At 66.2% G+C, this 20,731-nt stretch carries 19 protein-coding genes; 6 read left to right on the plus strand and 13 right to left on the minus strand.

The annotated features are described in order from the left end of the window. Nucleotides 1-32: 32 nt before the first annotated feature. Both GNX71_RS24930 and xdhC read right to left on the minus strand, forming a co-directional pair. Nucleotides 33-1,238 (minus strand): urate hydroxylase PuuD, encoded by a 1,206-nt coding sequence (locus tag GNX71_RS24930; RefSeq protein WP_206174906.1) that lies wholly within the window; start codon nt 1,236-1,238, stop codon nt 33-35. 213 nt (nt 1,239-1,451) lie between these two features. Then, the gene (xdhC, locus tag GNX71_RS24935; protein ID WP_206174907.1) at nt 1,452-2,258 is read right to left on the minus strand and encodes a xanthine dehydrogenase accessory protein XdhC; all 807 of its coding nucleotides are present in this window, start codon (nt 2,256-2,258) and stop codon (nt 1,452-1,454) included. A 53-nt stretch (nt 2,259-2,311) separates the two neighbouring features. On the opposite strand from xdhC, the gene GNX71_RS24940 reads away from it, so the two are divergent. After that, on the plus strand, nt 2,312-2,809 hold the full coding sequence (locus GNX71_RS24940; RefSeq protein ID WP_206174908.1) for a hypothetical protein: 498 nt from the start codon (nt 2,312-2,314) through the stop codon (nt 2,807-2,809). A gap of 2 nt (nt 2,810-2,811) precedes the next feature. Here the strand turns inward: GNX71_RS24940 and uraH are convergent, their stop codons facing one another. Next, nucleotides 2,812-3,162 (minus strand): hydroxyisourate hydrolase, encoded by a 351-nt coding sequence (gene uraH, locus GNX71_RS24945; RefSeq protein ID WP_206174909.1) that lies wholly within the window; start codon nt 3,160-3,162, stop codon nt 2,812-2,814. Between the two features lie 104 nt (nt 3,163-3,266). Between uraH and GNX71_RS24950 the strand changes: the two genes are divergently transcribed. The 4 genes from GNX71_RS24950 (at nt 3,267) to GNX71_RS24965 (ending at nt 8,063) form a co-directional block, all read left to right on the plus strand. Further along, on the plus strand, nt 3,267-3,932 hold the full coding sequence (locus GNX71_RS24950; protein ID WP_240651253.1) for a GntR family transcriptional regulator: 666 nt from the start codon (nt 3,267-3,269) through the stop codon (nt 3,930-3,932). A 128-nt stretch (nt 3,933-4,060) separates the two neighbouring features. Continuing rightward, nucleotides 4,061-5,044: an allantoinase PuuE gene (puuE, locus tag GNX71_RS24955; RefSeq protein WP_206174910.1), complete on the plus strand. Its 984-nt coding sequence runs from the start codon at nt 4,061-4,063 to the stop codon at nt 5,042-5,044. Continuing rightward, nucleotides 5,041-6,819 carry a 2-oxo-4-hydroxy-4-carboxy-5-ureidoimidazoline decarboxylase gene (gene uraD, locus GNX71_RS24960; RefSeq protein ID WP_206174911.1) on the plus strand — a complete coding sequence of 593 codons (1,779 nt, stop codon included), beginning with the start codon at nt 5,041-5,043 and terminating at the stop codon, nt 6,817-6,819. Before puuE ends, uraD begins: the two co-directional genes overlap by 4 nt. A 17-nt stretch (nt 6,820-6,836) precedes the next feature. Further along, nucleotides 6,837-8,063 (plus strand): ArgE/DapE family deacylase, encoded by a 1,227-nt coding sequence (locus GNX71_RS24965; RefSeq protein ID WP_206174912.1) that lies wholly within the window; start codon nt 6,837-6,839, stop codon nt 8,061-8,063. 67 nt (nt 8,064-8,130) lie between these two features. Here the strand turns inward: GNX71_RS24965 and GNX71_RS24970 are convergent, their stop codons facing one another. From GNX71_RS24970 to GNX71_RS25015, 10 genes are all read right to left on the minus strand, one after another. After that, nucleotides 8,131-8,961, minus strand: a complete 831-nt coding sequence (locus tag GNX71_RS24970) for an anti-sigma factor (protein ID WP_206174913.1) — start codon at nt 8,959-8,961, stop codon at nt 8,131-8,133. Then, nucleotides 8,958-9,512: a sigma-70 family RNA polymerase sigma factor gene (locus tag GNX71_RS24975; protein WP_206174914.1), complete on the minus strand. Its 555-nt coding sequence runs from the start codon at nt 9,510-9,512 to the stop codon at nt 8,958-8,960. Before GNX71_RS24975 ends, GNX71_RS24970 begins: the two co-directional genes overlap by 4 nt. A gap of 37 nt (nt 9,513-9,549) precedes the next feature. After that, nucleotides 9,550-11,028 carry a YncE family protein gene (locus GNX71_RS24980; RefSeq protein WP_206174915.1) on the minus strand — a complete coding sequence of 493 codons (1,479 nt, stop codon included), beginning with the start codon at nt 11,026-11,028 and terminating at the stop codon, nt 9,550-9,552. Nucleotides 11,029-11,069: 41 nt separating this feature from the next. After that, nucleotides 11,070-11,540: a DUF305 domain-containing protein gene (locus tag GNX71_RS24985; RefSeq protein WP_346776856.1), complete on the minus strand. Its 471-nt coding sequence runs from the start codon at nt 11,538-11,540 to the stop codon at nt 11,070-11,072. A 104-nt stretch (nt 11,541-11,644) separates the two neighbouring features. After that, entirely contained in the window at nt 11,645-12,028 is a 384-nt protein-coding gene (locus GNX71_RS24990) for a DUF1090 domain-containing protein (RefSeq protein ID WP_206174916.1), read from the minus strand. A 176-nt stretch (nt 12,029-12,204) separates the two neighbouring features. Next, nucleotides 12,205-13,080, minus strand: coding sequence for a 2OG-Fe(II) oxygenase (locus tag GNX71_RS24995; RefSeq protein ID WP_206174917.1), 876 nt, complete (start codon nt 13,078-13,080; stop codon nt 12,205-12,207). A 7-nt stretch (nt 13,081-13,087) separates the two neighbouring features. After that, entirely contained in the window at nt 13,088-13,753 is a 666-nt protein-coding gene (locus tag GNX71_RS25000) for a hypothetical protein (protein ID WP_206174918.1), read from the minus strand. 49 nt (nt 13,754-13,802) lie between these two features. After that, entirely contained in the window at nt 13,803-14,465 is a 663-nt protein-coding gene (locus tag GNX71_RS25005) for a hypothetical protein (protein ID WP_206174919.1), read from the minus strand. Next, a complete protein-coding gene (locus GNX71_RS25010) occupies nt 14,462-15,874 on the minus strand; it encodes a cytochrome c peroxidase (RefSeq protein WP_241027049.1) in 1,413 nt (470 codons plus the stop codon). Before GNX71_RS25010 ends, GNX71_RS25005 begins: the two co-directional genes overlap by 4 nt. A gap of 105 nt (nt 15,875-15,979) precedes the next feature. Further along, the gene (locus GNX71_RS25015; protein ID WP_206179666.1) at nt 15,980-18,418 is read right to left on the minus strand and encodes a phosphoesterase; all 2,439 of its coding nucleotides are present in this window, start codon (nt 18,416-18,418) and stop codon (nt 15,980-15,982) included. Between the two features lie 791 nt (nt 18,419-19,209). Between GNX71_RS25015 and GNX71_RS25020 the strand changes: the two genes are divergently transcribed. Beyond that, nucleotides 19,210-20,703: an NCS1 family nucleobase:cation symporter-1 gene (locus GNX71_RS25020; RefSeq protein WP_206174920.1), complete on the plus strand. Its 1,494-nt coding sequence runs from the start codon at nt 19,210-19,212 to the stop codon at nt 20,701-20,703. Nucleotides 20,704-20,731 lie beyond the last annotated feature (28 nt).

The raw sequence follows: 20,731 nt of genomic DNA on the forward strand, positions 1-20,731 counted from the left end.
GGGGAGCGGCCGCCCGCTCTCTTGACCGCGGTCTAGTTTGTCTTGGCTCCCGCCTGGAACCAGCGACTGATCAGCGCGCGCTCTTCGTCCGTGATGTTCGTGGCGTTGTTCATCGGCATGATCTTGGTCACGACGACCTGCTGGTAGATCGCCTGCGCATGCGCCGCGACCTGCTCGGGCGAATCGACGCGCACGTTCTTCATCTGCACGGCCGCGCCGTGGCACATGAAGCAGCGCTGCTCCAGCACCTTCTGCACGTCCGAGAACGCAACCGCGGGCGCGGCAGCGGCAGCCACGGGGGCGGCGGCCGGCTCGGGCTTCATCCACACGATCGTGAGGCCCAGCACCACGATGCCGACCAGTGCATACGGCAACGGGTTGCCCGCGTTGCCGAGCTTGAAGCGGTGGCGCACCACGAAGAACTGACGAATGGCCGCACCGCCGAGCATGATCAGAAGCAGCACCACCCAGTTGTACTTGTGCGTGTAGGTGAAGCTGTAGTGGTTGCTCAGCATCGCGAACAGCACCGGCAGCGTGAAGTAGGTGTTGTGCACGCTGCGCTGCTTGCCGCGCTGGCCGTGCACGGGGTCCACGGGCCTGCCTTCGCGCAGCGCCGCCACGTTCTTGCGCTGGCCGGGAATGATCCAGAAGAACACGTTGCCGCTCATCGTGGTGGCCATCATGGCGCCCACGAGCAGGAAGGCCGCGCGGCCCGCGAACCACTGGCAGGCCAGCCAGGTCGCGAAGACGATGAAGATCGCGATCAGCACGCCGACGATGGTGTCGCCGTTCTTGCGGCGCCCGAAGATCTGGCAGATGCCGTCGTAGACCATCCAGAACACGACGAAGAAAGCCAGTGCCACGGCGATGGCGGCACCGGGCTGCCAGTCCATCTTCGACTTGTCGATGAGGTAGGTGCTCGCATTCCACAGGTACGACATGGTGAAGAGCGTGAACCCGGTGATCCAGGTGGAGTAGCTCTCCCAGTACGACCAGTGCAGGTGGTCCGGCAGCTTCTTGGGCGCCAGCGTGTACTTCTGCATGTTGTAGAAGCCGCCGCCGTGCACGGCCCACTGCTCGCCGCCCACGCCCTTGTCGAGCGATTCCTGGTCGTGCGGCTTCTCGAGGCTGTTGTCCAGCATCACGAAGTAGAAGGAAGCACCGATCCAGGCGATGGCGGTGATGACGTGGACCCAGCGCAGCAGCAGGTTGGCCCAGTCGAGGTAATAGCTTTCCATGTGCTCTCTCGCAACCCTCTAGACGCGTGGGGCGTCAACGAGGGGTTTCAGCCTGCTCACCACTGCGGGCGCTGTAAGCAGAGAAAGTGCCGCGAACGCAGGCTCCATGAAATGGGCCTCGCTCCGCTGCGGCTTGTTGTGGACCGAAAGTGTATACAGTTTTGGCAAGGGTCGGGTTGGTTTTTTGCAGCGTCGCCGCCGGGAAAACCCTGTTCAACCCAGCGATTGCAACAACTGTGCCGCCACCGCGACCGCGATCACCTCGGGCTCCTTGCCGGTGATGCCGGGCACGCCGATCGGGCAGGTGATGCGGGCCAGTTCGTCGGCCGTGAAGCCGCGCGCCTCGAGCCGGTGGCTGAAGGTCGCCCACTTGGTCTTGCTGCCGATGAGGCCGATGTAGGGCAGGTCATCGCGCATGCGCAGGCGCTTGAGGCAGGCGATGACGATGTCGAGGTCTTCGGCATGGCTGAAGCTCATGATGAGCACGCGGCTGCCCGGCGCAAGCGCGGCAACGGCATCCTGCACGGGCTCGGAATGCTCGGTGTCGATCTGCGCGGGGAGCTCGTCGGGGAACACGCCGTCGCGGCTGTCGATCCAGCGCACCGAGAAGGGCAGCGCGGCCAGCAGCCGTGCCAGCGCGGCGCCCACATGCCCACCGCCGAACAGCGCCACCGGCTTGAGCTGCGCGACCAGTTCGCGCTGCAATGCGGGCGCGTCGGCCGCCGTGATGCGCTGGTACGACAGGAACATCACGCCGCCGCAGCACTGGCCCAGGCTCGGACCGAGCGGGTAGCGCTGGATGCCGTCGATCGCGCGCTGGCCCGCGAGCAGTTCGCGCGCTTCCTGCGTGGCCTGGAACTCGAGCTGCCCGCCGCCGATGGTGGCCGTGAGCGCGTCGGCCCACACCGCCATCCACGTGCCGGCCTCGCGCGGCGCCGAGCCCTGCGTGGATTCGACGCGCACCAACACCGCGTCTTCGGTGCGAAGACGTGCCAGCAATTGATCGACCGCACCGCTCATGCCCGATACCTTCGGTTGCCCGGCCCGCGAAGACTCACGGTATAAACCCGGCGATGAATCCCCAGCTTACGCCGCGCCGCCTTGCATTGGCGGCATCCGTTCTTTCGTGCGCCCTCTGGCTCGCTGGCTGCGGAAGCCCAGGGGCCGTCCCCGGCCAGTTGAGCGGCGCCAAAGCCGGTGCATCCGGCGCGGTGCCCCGCGCTTCGAATGCGGCCACTGCGCGCGACTACCGCCGAGATGCGGCGCGCCATGTCTACGACCTCAACCGGTCGCGCATCTACAGCGGGCAAATGCCACCCATGCTCTATGCGGTCGGCACGCTGCAGGTGAACCTCGACGCGGGCGGCAAGGTGGTTTCGATGCACTGGCTGCGTGCGCCGCAACATGCGCCGGAAGTCATTGCCGAGATCGAACGCGCCGTGCTGCAGGCCGCGCCCTTCCCGGCCGCCACGCGCCTCGGCGCGGTGACGTGGACTGACACCTGGCTCTGGGACAAGAGCGGTCGATTCCAGCTCGACACGCTCACCGAAGGCCAGCAGCAAGGCGACTGACATCAAGACCCGCGGTACGTGGAGTAGCTCCACGGGCTGACCAGCAGCGGCACGTGGTAGTGCTGGTCGGTGTGCGCCACGCCGAAATCCAGCGACACCTTGTTCAGGAAGTTCGGCTCCGGCAGCTTCACGCCGCGTGCCTTGAAGTAACCCGCCACGTCGAACACCAGGCGGTAGGTGCCGACCTTGATCGAGTGGTTGTCGTAGAGCGGACCGTCGCTGCGGCCGTCCGAATTCAGCGTGAAGCGCTTCACCAGCGTGGCGGCATCGCCTTCAGTGGTGTACAGCGCCACTTCCATGCCGGCCGCGGGGCCGCCGTGCATCGTGTCCAGTACGTGAGTGCTCAAGCCCATGGGGCGCTCCTTCAAAGATCGAGCCAGGAGCTCGAATCGGGTGCGGGAAATTCCGGTGGACAAAAGTGTATACAGTTACCGGCTTTGGGTCTATCATGAAAAACATGGAGTCCTCCACCACCCGTTCGATCGTCGATGCCCTCACGAAGGCCATCGTCGAGCATCGCCTGCAGCCCGGCACCAAGCTCGCCGAGCAGAAGCTGGCCGATCATTTCGGTGTCTCGCGCACGCTCGTGCGGCAGGCCCTGTTCCAGCTCTCGCAGAACAAGCTGATCCGCCTGGAGCCCGCGCGCGGCGCCTTCGTCGCGGCCCCGGCAGTCGACGAAGCCAAGCAGGTGTTCGCCGTGCGCCGCATGCTCGAGGCCGAGATGACGCGCGAGTTCGTGCGCACCGTCACACCCGCCAAGATCAAGGCGCTGAAGGAACACGTCGCGCTCGAAAAATCGGCCGTGTCGGGCGAAGACATTTCGGGCCGCACCGAGCTGCTCGGCGACTTCCACGTGCGCATGGCCGAACTCATGGGGAACCAGGTGCTGGCGCAAATCCTCGGCGAGCTGATCTCGCGCTGCGCCCTCATCACGCTCATGTACCAGAGCACGAGCGCGGCAGAGCACTCCAACGACGAGCATGCCGACATCGTCAAGGCGCTGGCCGCCCGCGACGAAGAGCGCGCCGTGCGCCTCATGACCGAACACCTGGAACACGTCGAGGCGAACCTCACCTTCGACCGCAAGGTTCCCACCAACGACATCTCTCTCGCGCTTTCATGACCACCCCCGTTGCTTGCTCACTTCGTGTAGCCGCCTCCCCCCTCAAGGGGGCAACACCGGTGGCCCGGCAAAGCCGGTTCCACGGTGTTGCTTGTATGGACCATGACTGCTGAAAGATCGCTACTGATATGAACGTCTACGACACCACCTTGCCCTACCCGCGCGACCTCGTCGGCTATGGCCGCAACCCGCCGCATGCCCAGTGGCCGGGCGGCGCGCGCATCGCAGTGCAATTCGTCCTCAACTACGAAGAGGGCGGCGAAAACGCCACGCTGCACGGCGACGCGGGCTCCGAGCAATTCCTCTCCGAGATGTTCAATCCGGCCAGCTTTCCGGACCGCCACATCAGCATGGAAGGCATCTACGAATACGGCTCGCGCGCGGGCGTCTGGCGCATCCTGCGCGAGTTCGAGAAGCGCGGCCTGCCGCTCACCGTGTTCGGCGTGGGCATGGCGCTGGAGCGCTACCCCGAGCTGACCGCCGCCTTCAAGGAGCTGGGCCACGAGATCGCCTGCCACGGTTGGCGCTGGATCCACTACCAGAACCTCGATGAAGCCACCGAGCGCGAGCACATGCGCCTGGGCATGGAAGCCATCGAGAAGCTCACCGGCGAGCGCGCCCTCGGCTGGTACACCGGCCGCGACAGCCCGCGCACCCGGCGCCTGGTGGCCGACTACGGCGGCTTCGAATACGACAGCGACTACTACGGCGACGACCTGCCCTTCTGGATGAAGGTGCAGAAGACCGACGGCACCGTCGTGCCGCAGCTCATCGTTCCCTACACGCTCGACTGCAACGACATGCGCTTCGCGCTGCCGCAGGGCTACTCGCACGCCGATCCGTTCTTCCAGTACATGAAGGACACCTTCGACGCGCTCTATGCCGAAGGCGATGCGAACGGCGACAACAGCCCCAAGATGATGAGCATCGGCATGCATTGCCGCCTGCTCGGGCGGCCCGGCCGCATCACCGCGCTGCAGCGCTTCCTGGACCACATCGCACAGCACGACAAGGTGTGGGTCTGCCGCCGCCTCGACATCGCGCGGCACTGGAAGCAAGCGCATCCCTTCACATCGACCGGCGCATCGGCCGTCACAGGAAGCAGACCATGAGCCTCACCATCGCCCAACTCAACGCGGCCGTGCCCGCCGAAGCCGTCGCCTTGCTCGACGGCATCTACGAACATTCGCCCTGGATCGCACAACGTGCGCTGCCCGCCCGCCCCTTCCGTTCGCTCGCGCATCTGAAGCATGCACTGGTGAAGGCGCTGGCCGCCTCGTCTGCCGACGAGCAGATCGGCCTGATCCGCGCCCACCCCGAGCTCGCGGGCAAGGCCATGGTCAGCAAGACGCTCACGGCCGAATCGACCAACGAGCAGAGCAAGGCCGGCCTCACCGACTGCACGCCCGATGAGTTTGCCAAGATCCAGAAGCTCAACGCCGACTACAACGCGAAGTTCGGCTTCCCGTTCATCCTCGCGGTGCGCGGCCCGCGCGGCACGGGCCTGACCAAGCGCGAAATCATCGACACCTTCGAGCGGCGCCTGTTCAACCACCCCGACTTCGAACTCGGCGAAGCGCTGCGCAACATCCACCGCATCGCCGAGATCCGCCTCGACGACAAGTTCGCCGCCGACATCACGCTCGGCAACGACGTGTGGGACTGGCAGGAACAGCTCTCGGTGCACACCGACCCCGGCTACGCCGAAAAGGGCCAGCTCACCGTCACGTACCTCACCGACGCGCACCGCGCCTGTGCCGCGCAGATCGGCGCGCTGATGCGTGACGTGGGCTTCGACTCGGTGCACATCGACGCGGTCGGCAACGTGGTCGGCCGATATGAGGGCGCAACGCCCGACGCGAAGATGCTGCTCACCGGCTCGCACTACGACACCGTGCGCAACGGCGGAAAGTACGACGGCCGCCTGGGCATCTTCGTGCCGATCGCCTGCGTGCGCGAACTCAAGCGACAAGGCAAGCGCCTGCCCTTCGCCTTCGAGGTGGTCGGCTTCGCGGAAGAAGAAGGCCAGCGCTACAAGGCGACCTTCCTCGGCTCCGGCGCGCTCATCGGCCACTTCGACCAGCGCTGGCTCGACCAGAAGGATGCCGACGGCATCACCATGCGCGAGGCCATGCAGCATGCGGGCCTGAAGCAGGAAGACATTCCGAAGATCCAGCGCGATCCGGCGCGCTACCTCGGCTTTGTCGAGGTGCACATCGAGCAAGGCCCGGTGCTCACCGAGCTCGACCTGCCGCTGGGCATCGTCACCGCCATCAACGGCGGCGTGCGCTTCGTGGGCGAAGTGATCGGCACGGCCAGCCACGCGGGTACGACGCCGATGGACCGCCGCCGCGACGCCGCAGCAGCGGTGGCCGAACTGATCCTCTACACCGAGCAGCGCGCCGCGAAAGACGGCGACTCGGTCGGCACCGTCGGCATGCTCGAAGTGCCCAGCGGCTCCATCAACGTGGTGCCGGGGCGCTGCAAGTTCAGCCTGGACATGCGCGCGCCGAACAATGCGCAGCGCGATGCGCTGACCGATGACGTGCTCGCCGAGCTCAAGGCCATCTGCGAACGCCGCGGCGTGCGCTATGAAATCGAGGAAAGCATGCGCGCCTCCGCCGCGCCGAGCGCGCCCGCCTGGCAGCAGCGCTGGGAGAAAGCGGTCGATGCGCTTGGCATTCCGCTGTTCCGCATGCCCAGCGGCGCCGGCCACGACGCGATGAAGCTGCACGAGGTGATGCCGCAGGCCATGCTCTTCGTGCGCGGCATCAACTCGGGCATCAGCCACAACCCGCTCGAATCGAGCACCAACGACGACATCCAACTGGCCGTGCAAGCCTTCCAGCTCTTGCTCGACAACCTCGCCGCCGAACAAGCTCACTGACTTTCAGAAGAACAACCATGACCGACTACGCCAAGCTCGACGCCTGGATCGACGCCCACTTCGACGAGGAAGTGAAGTTCCTGCAGGAACTCGTGCGCGTGCCCACCGACACCCCGCCCGGCAACAACGCGCCGCATGCCGAGCGCACCGCCGAGCTGCTGAAGGACTTCGGCCTCGATGCCGAGAAGCACGCCGTGCCCGCACAGGAAGTGAAAGACTACGGCCTCGAATCGATCACCAACCTGATCGTGCGCCGCCAGTACGGCAACGGCGGCCGCACCGTCGCGCTCAATGCCCACGGCGACGTGGTGCCTCCCGGCGAAGGCTGGACGCACGATCCCTACGGCGGCGAGATCGCCGACGGCAGCCTCTACGGCCGCGCCGCCGCAGTGAGCAAGAGCGACTTCGCAAGCTTCACCTTCGCCCTCCGCGCGCTCGAAGCGGTCGCCAAGCCGGCCAAGGGCAGCGTCGAGCTGCACTTCACCTACGACGAGGAATTCGGCGGCATCCTTGGCCCGGGCTGGCTGCTCGAGAAGGGGCTGACCAAGCCCGACCTGATGATCGCGGCCGGCTTCAGCTACGAAGTCGTCACCGCCCACAACGGGTGCCTGCAGATGGAAGTGACGGTGCACGGCAAGATGGCGCACGCTGCCATTCCGACCACGGGCGTCGATGCGCTGCAGGGCGCGGTGAAGATCCTCAACGCGCTCTACGCGCAGAACACGCTCTACCAGCAGGTCACCTCGAAGGTCGAGGGCATCACGCACCCCTACCTCAACGTCGGCCGCATCGAGGGCGGCACCAACACCAACGTCGTGCCCGGCAAGGTCGTTTTCAAGCTCGACCGCCGCATGATCCCCGAGGAGAACCCGGTCGAGGTCGAGGCCACGATCCGCAAGGTGATCGCCGACGCGGCCGCCGAAAGCGCGGGCATCACGGTCGACATCAAGCGCCTGCTGCTGGCCAATTCGATGAAGCCGCTCGCGGGCAACAAGCCGCTGGTCGATGCGATCCAGAAGCACGGCGGCGAACTGTTCGGCGAGCCGATCAAGGCCATGGGCACGCCGCTCTACACCGACGTGCGCCTGTATGGCGAAGCCGGCATTCCCGGCGTGATCTACGGCGCCGGCCCGCGCACCGTGCTCGAGTCGCATGCCAAGCGCAGCGACGAGCGCGTGGTGCTCGAAGACCTGCGCCGCGCCACCAAGGTGATCGCGCGCACGCTGAGCGATCTGCTGGCCTGAGCTTCCCTGCTCTCGCGCCACGCGAACTTCAGGAGGACCCCGGCCCGATGGCGTCGGGACCGCGCTGCTATCCCCGCAGGCTCACGCCGATCTGCCGCCGCATCTCGTCCGCCAGCGGATGCAGCACTTCGGCCTTGCGCGCGCCGACGACGCCGTAACCCAGTCCCTTGTCCGCCCACGCATAGCCGGCGACCGCGCCTTCGATGGGCCGCATCACCGGCGTGTCCTTGTCGACCGTCATCGGCCGGACCGTCAGCGCGAGCCGCGCGCCGTCGGCATCGTCGTACATGAAAAGGCCCGCGGGGCCGTGCGCCGTCATGACCAGGCGCCCGCCGATGAAGGTGTAGCCCGAGGCCGTGAGGTCGGGAATCGCGACCTTGCGCCCGAGCCGCGAAGAGACCCAGTCGACGAGCTCGGCGCGCTGCGAGGGCCCCATCTCGACGGGCCGCACGGTGTCCGATGCGTAGACGACGTAGCTGCGCGTCGCCTCGCGCGCCAGCGCCGGGATGCCGGCATCGCCTTCGGTCGGAAGAACGCCGCCGCGCAAGGACCACCCGGCGCTCGCGCCCAGGCCCAGCGCGAACACGACGGCGGCGGCCATGCCCCACGGCCAGTGGTGCTGCGGTGCATGCCGGGCCTGCTGCCCGGGCCGTTGGTGTTCTTCCACCAGCCGCGCCAGGTTCAGCGAGGGCGGCAGCGGCTCTTCGGCGACCGGCGCGAGGGCCTCGCGCAGGCCCTGCCGGTGCAAGGCGTAGGCCTCGACCTCGCGTGCGGCCTCGGGATGGCGGTCCAGGTACTCGCGCACCTCGCGCCGGCGCGGCGCATCGAGCACGTCGTCGACATAGGCGTGCAGGTCTTCTTCGAGGATGGGGCGTGCGTCCATGGGGTCGCCGTTCATTGGAGTCTCCGCAGGTGGGGGCGCGCCGCAGGCTGCGCATCGGGCGCCCGCGCCGAGGGCATCGGGTCGACGCCGTCGAGCATGCGGTGCACGCGCTGGCGTGCGCGTGCCAGCCGCGACATCACGGTGCCGATGGGAATGTCGAGCGTCTTCGCGGCCTCGGCGTACGACAGGTCTTCCACAGCCACGAGCAGCAGCACGGCGCGCTGGTCCTCGGGCAGCAGGTCGAGCGCGCGCATCAGCTCGTGGTGCGTCACGCGGTGCTCCTGCTGCGCGGGCGTGCCCAGCTCGGCCTCGTCGATGTCTTCCATCGCCAGGTGCAGGCCACGGCGCGATTGCTGCCGCAGGCGGCTCATCGCCAGGTTGTGCAGGATCGCGAAGACCCACGGCCGCGTGTCGTCGGCGTCATGGCGCTGGCCCCAGCGGCTGATGACGCGCTCCAGGCAGTCCTGCACCAGCTCGTCCGCCGATTCGCGATCGCGCAGCAAGGCGCGCGCATAGCGCCGCAGTGCGGGGATCATCGGCTCGACGAGGAGGATCAGGTCGTTCATCTTCCGGACATCGCGGCGTGCAACGGCGCCGTGCCTGTCAGAGACTCTGCACCTGGACCGGGGTTCCGGCCTTGCCGCCCGGCTGCGGCGCGATCACGAGGTAGCGCCTGCTGTCGGCGGGCGTCGCGCCCTGGATCTGCTGGCGGATCGGACCGATGGCATTCACGATCGCGGCGCCCGCGGGGTTGGTCATGAAGTTCGCGAGCGGCTGCAGCGTGCCGCTGCCGTCGGGCTGGCCCGACAGCGCAAGCACGTACGGCTGCTTGGGCTCCAGGCCGGTGACCGAGGCCTGTAGCACCTGCAGCAGGCCCTGGTCGAACAGCGCGACGCTGGTCGGCGGGTTGGCGGGGGCCGAGGCCTTCTGCGCCTCGGGCGTCACCAATGCGAGATGCGCGACCTGGCCCGAGAGGCCCGGCGCCTGCAGGCCCTGCGTGCCGTCGCCCGCCTCCGCCGGCACGGCATCGGGCACGTAGGCGATGGCCTGGGGCGCCTGGCCCACGGGCACGGTCGCCACCACGGTATGGGTCGCGGTGTCGATGGCGGCGAGCGCGTCGGCGTTCTCGAGCCCGACGTAGACGCGCTTGCCGTCACCCGAGGGCCAGATACCGTGCGGCAGCTTGCCCACGGGAATGGCCGCGACCTGCGAGAAGTCGTCGGTGCGGAACACCTTGACCATGTTGAGGCCGCCGATGGTCACGTAGGCGAACGTGCCCTTTTTCGTGTTGGCGAAGTTCACGTGGTTGGTGATCGGCCCGGTGTCGAAGGACTTGATCACCGCGAACGGCGGCCTCGCGTCGAACACCATCGTGCGGCCGATGTCCTTGAGCGTCATCCACACCTGCTTGCCGTCGGGCGTGGCGGCGATGTTGGGGCAGAAGGGGCTGTCCTGCTTCACGCGGCCGACCGTCTGCTTGGTTGCGGTGTCGATCACGACGGTCTCCGGGTTGAACGACGAGCAGATGTAGCCGTACTTGCCGTCGGGCGAGAAGATCTGCATGCCGGGCCCGTTGGGCGTGACGATGCGCGTCTTTTCCATGAAGGTGGCGGCGTCGATCACCGACACGTAGTTCTCGCCGCGCACAGTCACCCACACCTCCTTGCCGTCCGGCGTATAGAAGGCCTCGTGCGGCGAGCGGCCGACGTAGGTGGTGTGCTTGACCGCGTTGGTCGCGGTGTCGATGAAGCTCACGGAGTTCGACCCGATCGACACGACCGCGAGCGTGCGGTGGTCCGGCGAGAAGCCCATGCCGTGCACCAGCACCTGGCCCCTGTAGAGCGGACTGAAGTTGCCGGGTGACGGATCGCCCAGGCGGATCACGCCCAGCAGCTTGTTGTCGACCGGGTCGGTCACGGAGACGGTGTTGGAGAACTGCTCGGCGGTGTAAACGCGGTCGCGGTGACTCATCGGAATGTCGGCGTCGGAGGCCGCGACCGGGGCCTGGCCGGCCTGCGCGCCAACGGCGATGGCGGCCAGCGCGGTGGCGGCGAGGAGTTGGGAAAGGCTGTGCTTTTTCATGTTGTCGTGCTGGGATGGTTGTGCGTGTGCGGGAGAAGGGGCTACAGCCGCCCGACCTGCGTGGGCGCGGGTGCGGAAGGCGGCAAGGGCTGGTCGAGCGCCAGGCGCATCGCGGCAATCTCCTGCTGCTGCTCGACGATGATTTCCTGCGCGATGCGGCGCAGCTGCTCGTTGCGGCCATGGCGCAACTCGGCCAACGCCATGTCGATCGCGCCCTGGTGATGGGCGATCATCATTTCGGCGAAGTCGCGGTCGACGCTGCCGGATGGCGCGACGCTCATTCCGGCCATCATCCTTGCCATGGCGGCGTCGTTCTCCGCGGCGAAGCCCGCCTCCGCCGGCGCGCGGCTGGTGCAGATGTCCATGAGGCTCGCCATCAGCGCGTTGGCGCGTGCCGCGCCGGCCGGCATCTGCGTCGCCGCGAAGACGGCGGCGGCGCAGGCGATGGCCGCGGTGCCGATGGTCCATGCGGCAGGCCGCATCGAGCGGCGGCGGAGAGATTTCATCTGCATCGGGTGGGTCCTCGGCGTGAATGGCACTGGGCCGTCGCAGAGGTAGACGCCGCAGCCGACGCGTTATTCCAGCGGGTTTGAAATATTTCGCGCAGCGCCCGGTGTCAGTGGGCGGCCTTCAGCCGCTCCAACTCTGCTTCTTCCTCCCGCAGCTTGCTCTCGCGCTGCGCGATCTTGTCGGCGCGGCCCTTGTGCTTCGCCTCCGCCAACTCACGCTGCCGCTCGGCCACCTTGCGCTCCTGGGCCTGAACGCGCTTGCGGTGCTCGGCCTGCAGCCGCTCCTCGCTGCAGTTGCGCTGGTTGGCGCGCATCGCGCGCTCCAGGCCACGCACCCGCTGCGCCTGGCCCTTGGCCTTGGCCGCATCGATGTCGCGCTCGATGGCCTCGCGCTTGGCATTGCAGCTTTCGCTGGTGATCGGCTGCGCGATCGCGCTCATGGAGAGGGTTGCGATGGCCGCGGCAAGAATCGACGGAAGAAGATGTCGCACGTGTTTTCCTTGTCCGCGGGTGAAGTCAGCCGGTGGGTTCACTGTAGCGAGCGTTCCTGGGGCCGGGGCTGCGGCCTTTCCCGCGCAAACCTTTCACTTCACTCCCGGTACTCGGGGCTGCGGCAAGACGCCGGCGCAGCCTCACTCGGTTCCTGCGCGCGAAGTGTGCGGCACCCTCAAGCGGCCACGAAGCGGCGCTCGCGCATCCACTTCGTCATGACCCATTTATCGCCCCGAGTCACGGGCGCGCTCGCGTGCAGGGAGCGCGTATCGACACGGCCGTAGCCATCGCAATACTCGAAGTAGCAGGCATTGCCACGGATCGGCGACACCGCCAGGCCGAGTTGCGGAAAGACGGTCTGGCCGCCTTCCGGCGGGTCGTTCAGGTAGGTCACCAGGGTGCTCACGCGCTGGCCGCTTCGCGCGATGGATTCGCGGTTGGCGGCGTTGGTGGGCGCCAGGTAGTCGTAGTGCGGCTCGCTGCCCGCGCCGGTGGGGTAGTACAGCAGCTGCAGCCCCTCGCCGTTTTCCAGCGGAAGGTTCATCAGCGCCGATAGCCGCCGATCGAGGCGGTCGATCAGGTCGTTCTCGCAGAGGCGAAAGAACATGCCCCAGCTCGCGCGCTTGTCGCTCACCACATCGCGGCCGCTCATCGGATCGACCAGCGTGGAAGGTTTCAGGCGCGGCCTCGCCATCTCGATGAGGGCCTTGCACTCGTCGGCATCCACAACGTTGCCGAGCGCGGCAAAGACCGGGTCTTCGCCGCGCGAGTGCACGACGATCTCGCGGTCGGCCGCAAGGATTCGAGTGCCCGGTGCGAGCCGCGCCACGGGCTTGGAGGGCGCCTCGTCCGGCAGTTCGATGGCGTCGGCCGGCATGGGCCCGCCCCGCTGGCGCGCGTCGAGGTAGGCCGCGACGATCGCTTGTGCGGCCCGCTCGTTCATGCCCTGCCCCCGCATCGTGGCCACCAGCGCCTGTGGCATCTGGCCGGCATTGAGGTTGTGCGTGAGCCAGCGGCCCAGGTCGGGCGAGAAACGGACGACGGTGCTCATGGCCGAATCAGACGGGCCCCGTCTGGGCGACCCAGCCCTTGTCGCCGCGTGTGAAGCCCTGGCGCAGTTGCAGCTTGCCGCCCGCGCCGCTGGCGATACGCGCGATCATCGGAAACACGCGCTGCGCGTCGGCGTCCTGCATCCACGGCGCCGTGTCGATCTGGTAGGTGTAGCTCACCACCGCCATCGGATGCTGCGCGTTGGAGGTGTCGACCTTGACATCGACGATCTGCTCGCGCTTGAGGTGCGCCACGCAGAAATCGTTGGCTTGTTGTTGTTCGGCGCCTTTCGCTGCGGACGCATGCGGCTTGTAGAACTTGCGGCCCGCGTCGGTCAGCTCGAAGCGCTTGACCGCGCCGTCCGGGTTCTCGATGCTTTTCGGCACGGCGACGATGGTGCTGTGCACCAGGCCCAGCTGCTCCATCACCGGAAACTGGATGGCATGGCGGGCACCGGAACCGGCCTCGGCTTCGGTCAGGTCGATCGGCCAGTCGACCATGGCCAGGCAGATGTCGCCGCGCTGGGCCAGGTAGTCGTCCAGCGGCGCCGCGAGGTTCTCGGCGGTGGGTGGGTTGGCATCGTGGCTGGTGCTGCAGGCGGCCAGCGCAGAGACCAGGGCGATGCCCGCCAGGGTCTTGGCGGGGTGGCTCAGGCGAATGGAACGGAAATTCATGCGGAGTCTTGTTGTTGATTGACGGATAGCGTGGCGGTCGTGGATTCGGTCAGTGCACATCGAGCTCGTCCGCGACCCAGCCGCGCTGCGTCAGATGGACGCCCAGGCGCATCTGCATCGTTCCCTCGCGCTGGATGGCGCGCGCCAGCAGCGGAAAGGCTTGCTGCACTTCGGGCGTTGCGGCCCAGGATTCGGGCGCGATGCGGTAGGTGAAGAGCAACGAGGTCGCGGTGCGGCCATCGCGCGTTTGCGGCGGGTCCCAGCCGATCAGGCGGTCCAGGCTCAGCGTGGCCGCGCAGAAGTCGGCCGGGTGCGTGATGTTCTCGGTCGTGGTGCGGATCACCACGGGCACCTGCAGGTAGTACTTGCGGCCCGCATCGGTCAGCGCGTATTCGCGGGCCGGCACGGCCGCTGCCGCGTCCTTGGGGGTGGTGACGACATCCTTGCCTGCCACCAGACCCAGCTTCTCGAGCACCGGCATCTGCTGCGCATCGGGCTCGTGCGACCCGGCCGCCACCGTGATCGGCCAGTCGTACTTGGCCAGGCACACATGCCCGCGCTGCGCGAGGTAGTCGTTCGTCGTCGCGGTGAAGTTCTCCTGGCTCGGAAGGCGCGCCTGTTCGTTGTCGCAGCCGGAGAGCGAGACCAGCAGCAAGAACAGGGACGCGGCGCCGCCGATGCGCCGGCGCACGGCGTTCGCATGGGTCTTCATTTCACGCACCTGCCGCTGGTCGATGACGCGGAGGAAGGCTGGTAGCCGTCGCTCAGCGTGCCCAGGAAGCAGACCAGGTCGGCGATCTGCTGCGGCGTCATGACCGGGGTGGAACCGGGCGCGCGCGGCTTCGTGCCGCTGGCAAGCGTCTTGTCGCCGCCCTCGCCGGTCCCCATCGGCAACTCCTCGTCGATGCTGCCTTGCTGCACCTGCGGCAGGTCGTTGAACTTGTCGACCGTTGCGCCGGGCACATGGGTGGGCTGCAGCGCCCAGAGCGGGTTGGCCTGCGGCGCACCGGTGCCGTCGTTCCTGGCCGGATACCAGTACTCCGGGTTGGTGTCCCGCGTGTTGTAGAAGTTGACGACCTGGTCCAGCGAGTGGAGCACGCCGTTGTGAAAGAAGGCGCCACGCGTCGCCACGTTGCGCAGCACCGGCACCTTGAACATGCCGCAGTACGGATGGGCCGTGTCTGGCGTGGCGGGCATGTAGTCGGTGCGGAAGGGGCCGCAGAGGCCCATGTCGAAATACTTCGGATCGTCGTTGGCCGGAATCGGGTCCGGGTTGTTCGGAATCGACCTGTCGTTGCGCGGCGCGCCCAGGGCCTGGTAGGTGAAGTCCGTCATCAGGCCGCTGTTGCCGTTGAAATTGGCGCCCGTGTAGTGGCAGCCCGAGCAATTGGTGACGCCGGTGCTGTGGAACAGGACCTCGCCGCGCCGCTCGGCCGGCGTCAGCACGCCGCCGATCTTGTTGAAGACATAGAGGTCGTACTTGCTGCTGTACGGATGAAAGCTGAGGTCCTCGGTCTCCAGTGCCTGGATCGCGGTGCCGAGGGCGTCGAACGCGGCATCGGTGTTGTCGAACACGTTGGCGCCGAAGGCCTGCTTGAACAGGCCGGCATAGGCGCCGTTCTGCACCGCCTTCACAACCGCTTCCTTCGAGCTGTTGTTCATCTCGACCGGGTTGAGCAGCGGCAGCGCGGCCTGTGCCGCCATCGTCGTCGCACGGCCGTCCCACATGAAGCCGCCACCGGGCGAATTGGAAGTCACGCCATCGGGGTTCGGCGCGTCTTCGCTGAAGGCCGGCGTCGATTCCTTGTAGCGCAGCGAGGGCACGGCGCGCGCGCCGGTCTGCTTGATGTCGGAGCCCAGTTGCACCGAGATGCTGTTCGGTGGACCGTAGGCGTATTGCGGATCGTGGCAGCTCGCGCACGACATGTTCTTGCCGCCCGAGAGGTTCTTGTCGAAGAAGGCCAGCTCCCCGACCTGGGCCTTGGCGCTCAGGACCGGCTTGCGCGGGCCGGCGGTGCTTGCCGCCACCGCCGTGCTCTTGCCATCGCAAGCCGTCAAAGCCAATAGCGCTACCGAGAGCGCCATGACGAGCGGGACCATCTTGTCCGTTGCCAGATTCATCAAAAGGAAAGTCGCTTCATGCTTGCGCCGCGGGGGTCCGCAAGCGAGACGCCTCGCGTCCCACCTGCGAACCCTCCGCGGCTTTTTCTGTCGTCTGTCTTCGGTTTACTTCGTTGCCCAGACGCTGCTCTGGCTTGCGTCAGCACCGACTTGCGGCGTGATCTGGCCTTGCACTTCCTTCGTGTCCGGGTTCTGCACGCCGACGATGTCGTTCGCGTACAGCTTCTGCTTGTAGTTGGCCGGAATCACGTAGGCATGGTTGATCGGCCGCACCGAGTCGAAGTGCGTGTCCGCGCTGTTCTGGTATTCCGGCAGCGCAAGGATGTTGGCCGTGATGAACGCTTCCGAGTACTTGGCGCGGTTCAGGTACGTCGCATCGACAGCCGGGTCGGCGACCTGGAACATGTCCTGCAACGTCCGCACGAACGAGAAGTGGCTGTAGGCGTCGCTGTCGGCAACCTTCTTCTTCGCCGTGCCCACGTCCTGCTGGTTGGTGAGAATGCCGAAGATCGAGTTGCCGTGGCCGAAGTTGCCGCCGGCGTAGTTGGCCGGCGGGGTGGTGGCGATGGCCTTGCCGCTTGCGTCCACGGTCACCGGTGCGGCGCCGGAATTCGGGCCGCCCGCGTTCCAGCCGCAGCAGGAGCCGTTGTTGCCGCCTTCGCCTTCGTCGAACATCACCACGATCGCCACGCGCTTGTGCGGGTTCTTCCACAGCGCCGAGTTCTGGATCGCCTTGACCGTCATGCCCAGGTAGATGTCGGCACGCTTGATGTTGGGGCCCTGGCCGTCGTTGCCGCCCTGGCAGCTCGTGTCGCTGCCGACGCCGTGCATGTCGTCGCACTGGTCGGGAACGATGAAGTTGATGTTGCCCACATCGCCCACAGCCAGGTCCTTGGTGAACTGGTCGTAGACCCAGCCGCTCGGAACCTGGTAGGCCCCGGTCTTGAGCCAGTCCGCTTCCTGGTACTGCGTTCCGAAGATGGTGCGGTTGGTGGCCACGAACTCGGGCAGGCTGCGTGCTTCCTGGAAGGCGATCGACGGGCCGTGCTTGACCTTGTACAGCCCGTTCACCACTGCGAAGTTGGGCGTGCCGACGAGGGCGGGAATGGCGGAGCCGTCCAGGTTGGTGACGCCCTTCAGGCGGCTCGTGTCGTACGTGGCGGCCACGTTGGTGTCAGCAATGCTGTCGGCGCGCACGTCCTGGCCGGGGTTCATCGACTCGCTGTAGGTGCGGATGGTGCGGCCCGTCTTGGACATCAGCGTGAACAGGTTGTCGCCGGGGACGTTGTGCACGGTGCCGCCGGTCGGCGTGTCGCTGCAGGTTGCTCCAGCGGTCCCGCTCCAGCCGGCGCGCGTGTTCGTCGGCGGGCGATCGCCCTGGGCGGGCAAGGGCTGGCCGTCGGAGGCCGTGCCGCCGGTGAATGCAGCGTCGGTGATCTTGTAGTCGCCAACAGCGCCGCAACCGAACCAGTTGTCGTCGTGAATGCCGAAGTCGTCGCCGCCGCCCAGCGCGGTGTAGTTCGGCTCGGACGGGTTGCCGGTCGAGTAGTACGTGCTCAGCTGGTTGTAGTTGTTCAGGATGTGATTGATGTTCACGGCCCGCGGGTTGCCGACGATCGCGTCGGTCGACTTGTTTTCTTCGATGATCACGAAGATGTTGTCGTAGGCCGGCACGCCTTCCACATTGAAGGCCGCCTGCTGCGCCTGTGCGAAGGTGATGGCCGCCTGCTTCTGCGTCGGCGCCGAGGGGGTGGCCTTGGTGCCGTCGGAGTTGGTGAGGGTCACGCCCGCGAGGCCGACAAGGCGGGGGTCGCCGCCCGCGACGGCCAGGTTGTCGGGGAACATGTCCTTGCGGTCGAGCTTGGCCGTCGCGTAGGTGTAGCGGTTGGTCAGCTCGTTGTCCTGGTACAGCGCGGCGTACTGGGTGGCGCCGCTCAGGGTGTTCACGTCCGCCAGCGGGTCGCTGAACTTGGCGTCGCCGAGGTTGAAGGCCGGGCCGTTCATGCGTGCGACGAGGTTGGCCTTTTCGGTCGCGTAGTTGCTGCCGTTGGCTTCCACCAGGCGCTGTGCTTCGCTCGACAGCGGGCTGATGACGATCTTGTCCGTGCCCTGGTCGGCGATCTGGGCGGCCGAGGCGCGCAGGATCAGGTGCTTGGCCACGGCAGCGCCGGTGGCGGTGTTGGTCGCGGAGGTGCCGATGTCGGCCACCAGTTGTCCGGTGGCACTGGTCGTCAGCGTGAACTTGCCGCTGGCATCGGTGACGGTCGAGGCTTCGCCGCTGTCGAGCACGCCATTGCCGTTGGCGTCGACGAAGACCGTGGCCTTCTGGTAGTAGCCGGGCTTGAGGGTCGGATTGCCGGTGGTGCTGCCCGGCAGGTAGCCGCTGGCGGCCACCACGCCGCTGACGGTCGCGCTGCTCGTGTTGTTCGGCGGAATGATCGGGAAGAAGTTGCTCCCTCCGTCGCTTCCGCCTCCGCAAGCGGCGACCACGCAGGCCGCAACCGTCGTCAATGACGAGAGCAAAACTCTTTTCTGGAAAATCATCATATATATGGGGCTGTTGGTTATCGATGGTTTTGACCGGCCTGCATGGGCATGCGGGCATCGTGCGTTTGAGTACGAAACGCCACATCGAGGAGAAATGTAGAAATAGCGGGTGACACCTATGTGTCAAAACGGCACATGGTCATTTGCTAATTCTTTGCTAATTCAATGAGGACAACTGCGATGCGCCAATTCGCAGCCACATTCGGACTGACGGCAAGCTGACCTTTGAATTAGGTGAAAATTAGGACGTCAGGATTTGACCGCAAGCAGGGGCGCCCGACGCGACTCTACAGAGGAAGAATGACGCTCCACCGCACTCGATTTCTTTATAAAAAAATCGACCTTTGAATTGCTGTCGATCATTCAAATTTGATCCGTGCAGTTCATTTCGTCGCGGTCGGCCCGACGACATGTGATCTGACTGAGACGCGGTCACTTCCATGTCGTCGGCATCGGAAATTACGCCTCACAGAGGTCATTGCGACAAGACCTTCTTTCATCGAATTCGATTAATTCGAATTCCGCTCAACAAAGGCAATTCCTCTTTGCGCGCATTTGCATTGCGTGAATGCCGACGGCCCCGGTGGAGCGACAGGCCGCAGCGCCGACCCGGCGCTCGCCGCACCCCTCGACAGCCGCCCCGCATCAGGGAATCTACGGATATATGATTCCCCGAATGGTCTTGATTGCGTGCATTTTTTGTATACAAATAACGCACTCGAAATGTGGCGCGATATTTGCGTCGAAAACGGGCTTCATCTCCCCAACACTTGCACGAGGAAAAGACCATGAGCACAGTCGTGAGCCACGCCCCCGCCGGGGCCAGCGAAGCCGGCATTGCGCCGCACGCGGAATCGAACGCCCTCATCAAGCCCGGCTACGACCCGCGCCTGACCAACGAGGACCTCGCCCCGCTCAAGAAACAGACCTGGGGCCAATACAACATCTTTGCGTTCTGGATGTCCGACGTGCACAGCGTGGGCGGCTACATCACGGCCGGCAGCCTGTTCGCGCTGGGGCTGTCGAGCTGGCAGGTGCTGGTGTCCCTGCTGGTGGGCATCGTGATCGTGCAGTTCTTCTGCAACCTCGTGGCCAAGCCCAGCCAGGTGACGGGCGTGCCCTACCCGGTGGTGTGCCGCGCGCCCTTCGGCGTGCTGGGCGCGAACATCCCGGCCATCATCCGCGGGCTGATCGCGGTGGCTTGGTACGGCGTGCAGACGTACCTTGCGTCGGCGGCCTTCATGGTTCTGGCGCTGCACATGTTCCCGAACCTTGCGCCGTATGCCGACGTGGCCACGCACGGCTTCGTGGGCCTCTCGACGCTGGGCTGGGTCGCGTTCATGGTCATGTGGGTGCTGCAGGCCTTCGTGTTCTGGCACGGCATGGAAGCGATCCGCAAGTTCATCGACTGGGCCGGCCCGGCGGTGTACGTGGTGATGGCCGTGCTGTGCGGGTGGCTGGTGTGGAAGGCAGGCTGGAGCAAGATCGACCTGAACCTGGGCGGCATCAAGTTCCAGGGCTGGGACGCGCTGCCGGTGATGCTCTCGGCCATTGCGCTGGTGGTGAGCTACTTCAGCGGCCCGATGCTCAACTTCGGCGACTTCTCGCGCTACGGCAAGAGCTTCGACGCAGTGAAGAAGGGCAACTTCTGGGGCCTGCCGGTGAACTTCGTCTTCTTCTCGCTGCTGACCGTGATCACCACGGCCGCCACGCTGCCCGTGTTCGGTGAATTGATCACCGATCCGGTGCACACCGTCGGCAAGATCGACAGCACCACCGCCGTCGTGCTGGGTGCGCTGACATTCATGATCGCCACCATCGGCATCAACATCGTGGCCAACTTCGTCTCGCCGGCCTTCGACTTCTCGAACGTGGCGCCGCAGCACATCAGCTGGCGCACGGGCGGCATGATCGCCGCAGTGGGCTCGGTGTTTCTCACGCCGTGGAACCTCTACAACAGCCCCGAGGTCATTCACTACACGCTGGACGTGCTGGGCTCGTTCATCGGGCCGCTGTTCGGCATCCTGATTGCCGACTACTACATCGTGCGCAAGCAACAGATCGACGTGGACGCGCTCTACACCATGAGCAAGCAGGGCAAGTACTGGTACAGCAACGGCTACAACCCGAAGGCGATCCAGGCGCTGGTGCCCTCCGCGCTCGTGCCCATCCTGTGCGTGATGGTGCCGGTGCTGCGCGGTGGCGCGAACTATGCGTGGTTCATCGGCATGGGCCTGGGCTTCGTGCTCTACGTGCTCCTGAACCGCAACAACAAGACTTGAAACACTGAAAGAGAAAGAAAGGGCCGCG

Origin of the sequence: Variovorax sp. RKNM96, from assembly GCF_017161115.1 — a bacterium.
Taxonomy (GTDB): Bacteria; Pseudomonadota; Gammaproteobacteria; order Burkholderiales; family Burkholderiaceae_C; genus Variovorax.

Bases quoted from the DNA above. Each gene is read 5' to 3' on its own strand.
- GNX71_RS24985 (WP_346776856.1), bottom strand. From the start codon at position 11,540: ATGCAGATGAAATCTCTCCGCCGCCGCTCGATGCGGCCTGCCGCATGG.
- GNX71_RS24975 (WP_206174914.1), bottom strand. From the start codon at position 9,512: ATGAACGACCTGATCCTCCTCGTCGAGCCGATGATCCCCGCACTGCGG.
- GNX71_RS25010 (WP_241027049.1), bottom strand. From the start codon at position 15,874: ATGAATCTGGCAACGGACAAGATGGTCCCGCTCGTCATGGCGCTCTCG.
- xdhC (WP_206174907.1), bottom strand. From the start codon at position 2,258: ATGAGCGGTGCGGTCGATCAATTGCTGGCACGTCTTCGCACCGAAGAC.
- uraH (WP_206174909.1), bottom strand. From the start codon at position 3,162: ATGGGCTTGAGCACTCACGTACTGGACACGATGCACGGCGGCCCCGCG.
- GNX71_RS25015 (WP_206179666.1), bottom strand. From the start codon at position 18,418: ATGATTTTCCAGAAAAGAGTTTTGCTCTCGTCATTGACGACGGTTGCG.
- GNX71_RS24965 (WP_206174912.1), top strand. From the start codon at position 6,837: ATGACCGACTACGCCAAGCTCGACGCCTGGATCGACGCCCACTTCGAC.
- puuE (WP_206174910.1), top strand. From the start codon at position 4,061: ATGAACGTCTACGACACCACCTTGCCCTACCCGCGCGACCTCGTCGGC.
- GNX71_RS25005 (WP_206174919.1), bottom strand. From the start codon at position 14,465: ATGAAGACCCATGCGAACGCCGTGCGCCGGCGCATCGGCGGCGCCGCG.
- GNX71_RS25020 (WP_206174920.1), top strand. From the start codon at position 19,210: ATGAGCACAGTCGTGAGCCACGCCCCCGCCGGGGCCAGCGAAGCCGGC.
- uraD (WP_206174911.1), top strand. From the start codon at position 5,041: ATGAGCCTCACCATCGCCCAACTCAACGCGGCCGTGCCCGCCGAAGCC.
- GNX71_RS25000 (WP_206174918.1), bottom strand. From the start codon at position 13,753: ATGAATTTCCGTTCCATTCGCCTGAGCCACCCCGCCAAGACCCTGGCG.
- GNX71_RS24970 (WP_206174913.1), bottom strand. From the start codon at position 8,961: ATGAACGGCGACCCCATGGACGCACGCCCCATCCTCGAAGAAGACCTG.
- GNX71_RS24995 (WP_206174917.1), bottom strand. From the start codon at position 13,080: ATGAGCACCGTCGTCCGTTTCTCGCCCGACCTGGGCCGCTGGCTCACG.
- GNX71_RS24930 (WP_206174906.1), bottom strand. From the start codon at position 1,238: ATGGAAAGCTATTACCTCGACTGGGCCAACCTGCTGCTGCGCTGGGTC.
- GNX71_RS24940 (WP_206174908.1), top strand. From the start codon at position 2,312: ATGAATCCCCAGCTTACGCCGCGCCGCCTTGCATTGGCGGCATCCGTT.
- GNX71_RS24950 (WP_240651253.1), top strand. From the start codon at position 3,267: ATGGAGTCCTCCACCACCCGTTCGATCGTCGATGCCCTCACGAAGGCC.
- GNX71_RS24980 (WP_206174915.1), bottom strand. From the start codon at position 11,028: ATGAAAAAGCACAGCCTTTCCCAACTCCTCGCCGCCACCGCGCTGGCC.